The sequence below is a fragment of the Kitasatospora sp. NPDC088346 genome, from assembly GCF_044740765.1.
Taxonomy (GTDB): domain Bacteria; phylum Actinomycetota; class Actinomycetes; order Streptomycetales; family Streptomycetaceae; genus Kitasatospora.
Map to the genome: position 1 here is coordinate 1 of NZ_JBIURH010000143.1, position 2,999 is coordinate 2,999.

The following is a 2,999-nucleotide window of genomic DNA, read 5'->3' on the forward strand; positions in this document are numbered from 1 at the left end:
TGGGTGTCACTGACGGCGTTGGGCGGCACGCACGGGACGGTACCGAAGTCGACCATGCTCTGCGAGTCGAAGCCGCTGCCGGTGATGGTGATCAGCCCCCCATCCGCGTATCGCATGCCCGACGGTCTACCGTCACCACCGACCGCCTATCAGCCGAACACCAATGAGCGTGTCCCAACTTCGTTCTCGCAGGTGAGCGGGCCTTGGCGGGGTGAGAGTTGATGCTCCGTCCTAGGTTGGGGGTGGTGATCGACTTCTTCTGAAGGAGACGATCCCTGGCCGGGCGGAGTGTCACGATGTGGTCTCGTTCTTGTTCGTCTCGAGGGATCACGGATCAGGTACTGCAAGGTCAGGACGGCCTTGACGACCACTGTGATCTGTCGGGGGCTGCCGCGGAAGTCGCAGGCCAGGACTTTCGCCCTGACATCAACGTCCGACGTCAACAGCCACCCTCAGCCGCGCGACCGGGGCCATTTGTCCCGCAGCCACGCGAGGTCGGTCTCGGCGCGTGTGCGGGTCGCCTGTTCGCGAGTGAAGACAGCTTTTGTCTTGGTCAGGACCAGGACGTAGGGGCGTCCCTGGCGCCGGGTGGTGTGGGAGACGGGCAGGCCGGCCTGGTCGATGCGGCTGTGGAGGTGGCGGCGTCCGTCCTTCGCGAGCGGCCACTCCATGACGTGGCGGGTACGGGAGGTGAGGAAGGCGTCCAAGTCGGGGCAGAGTCCGCAGCCGGTCCGGCATGTCCCGGCCGGGGTGAGGGACCAGTCGTCGGCCGCGCGTACGGGGCGGGTGAGGGCCGCGGTGAGCCGGCCCTCACAGTGGTCGGCGAGGGTCTGGAAGGCGCGGTCGGCGGGTGCGCCATCGCGGACGGTTGTCTGGTGGCGGGCCGCTGCACGCAGGGCGGGGAGCAGGCATTCCAGGGCGGTGTCCGGCAGGCCGCGCAGCGTGGCGGCGATGGTGTCGGCGGTCTCGGGCCCTGCCGCCTGCAGGACGCGGGCCAGTGATGCGCCGAGCCCCTCCATTCCTGTGCGGCGCTCCGTCTCGCGGCCGACGCCGAGCCAGCTGGTGAGCTGCTGCTCGACTGCTTGCCAGGCACCCTCGGCCAGCGGCGAGGCCATCGCGTCCCCATCGCCGTCGGCGGCCTGCAGTGCGGTGCACAGGCTGGGCAGCGATTCGAGCCACGCCGCGCGGTCGGCCCCGGTGTACGCGCCAACCGTGCCGAACCAGCTGCTGACGGCCCCGCGGGCCCACGTCCTTCCGTACCCCGCGGCCGCTGCCGCGAGACCCGGGGCGTGCCGCTCTCCCAGGGTCTCCACCCCGAAAGGCGCGAGGAGCATCGTGGCAGTGTCCGCTTCCCGCAGTCCCACCGCGACGGGCAGGGCGGCTGCGAAGAGCGCCGCGGCTGCCTCGCCCGAACCGTGGTGCTTCCAGAACGGGGCGAGCGACCGGGCGAGCGTGCGCGCCCGGTCGAGGTCTCCGGCATCCAGGCGGCCCTGAAGTTCCCGCAGTGCGCCCTCGGAGCCGGCCTCGGCGCGGGCCGTGAACGACCGCTGCCGAGGCCACAGGACCACAGCGGCCCGCCGGTACCAGCGGTCGAGGGTGTTGCCGTAGTTGCCCATGTAGCCCTCGTACTCGGACTGGTAGGGCGTCAGGTCCTTGTTCTCGGTGGTGGCGCACACCTCGGCGTACGCGACGGGCAGGTTGATCTGCTCGCCACCGGTGCCGTCCGGGCGGGTCCACCAGCTCAGCGTGATCTCGTCGTCGATCAGCTCGTTCAGTTCGTAGTTGGAGAAGTCGCCGCTGCGGCGGCGCTCGGCACCGGGTTCCCCGTCGGGGTCCAGGAGGCATTCACCCTCGCACTCCTCGTCCTCGCAGTCGTCGTAGTGCTCGACCTCACCGTAGTAGTCGTAGCGATCGTACGGCGCATGCGCCTCCCAGGACTCCTTCACCTCAGCCAACGCGAGGACCGCTTCGCAGTCCGCCTCTGCGGCGGCCTGGCGGAGCAGGGTGGTGCGGGTGGCGTCGGCTCCCTTGAGGCGGTCCCAGTCCAGGCCGCGCTGGGTGTACTCGTGGTCTAGGAGGTACACGAGGCGGTTCGGAGGCGCGGCCTTCTGCCGGCCGTAGGCGTGGCGCTCTTCGGCCGGCTTGGTGAAGTGTTCGGTCAGGCAGCGGGTCAGGTCGGCGACCGAGCCCCCGTCGTCTTCGCCGGCCGGGCAGATGCGTTCAGCGAGGAGGTTCATGGTGAGGGTGACGCGGTAGCCGGACTTGACGGGCTTGACCTCGTGCAGGCAGTCCGCGTAGAAGGCGGCGAAGGTCAGCTTCTCCCGGGACGCCTGGTGGACGACGCTGCGGCCGGCGTGCGAGACGACGAGTTCGCCGCCGGTGTGGTGTGAGGGCAGCGAGACGACCAGGGTGCCCACCATAAAGTCGTCCTTCTCGGAGTCTTGGTGCGGCAGGAAGAACTGGCCCTTGCCGTAGACGAGCAGCGCGTGCGGCTCGGCACGTAAGACGGTGGTGGGCGGCAGACCGAGCGCGGCGCGGACACCGTCGAGGACGCTGTCCAGGGTGCGGTCCCAGTCGGTGCCGCCGAGCGTGATGCGGTCCGGGGTGATCTCCCAGGTGTCGCGGACGCTGGTGTCGGACAGGGTCTGCTCGCCCCGGCCGAAGGATGCCTGCCGGGCCTGCGCGATCAGTTTTTTGGTGACCGGTGCACGCAGCGGCAGCTGCAGTTCCCCCACCCCGTCGACCTCGATGCGCAGCGCGCGGGCCGACATCTCGATACGGGTGCTGAAGTTCCCGCGCCGCTGTGCGTCGCCGAGCAGCTCCGCTAGCTGCTTCCGCGCTCCGTGTCCCATACTGTTTTGTCCCCAGGGGTGCAGCGTGCCGTATGGCCTGTCCCGGAGACCCTACTGACTTCGGCTGGTCAGGGTGAGGTTGGGGTGTCGAGGGTCAGGCCGGTGCCGGCTATGAAGCCGTCGAGGGTGTCGGGCCGGTACTGCAGG

At 69.8% G+C, this 2,999-nt stretch carries 2 protein-coding genes; both read right to left on the reverse strand.

Features of this window, described 5'->3' with window-relative positions; translation table 11 throughout:
- Positions 1–116 (reverse strand): IPT/TIG domain-containing protein (locus tag ACIOFR_RS41985; RefSeq protein ID WP_401006071.1); only part of this gene is annotated, 116 nt, incomplete at its 3' end.
- 336 nt (positions 117–452) lie between these two features.
- Entirely contained in the window at positions 453–2,852 is a 2,400-nt protein-coding gene (locus ACIOFR_RS41990; protein WP_401006069.1) for a 2OG-Fe(II) oxygenase, read from the reverse strand.
- Positions 2,853–2,999: the final 147 nt, after the last annotated feature.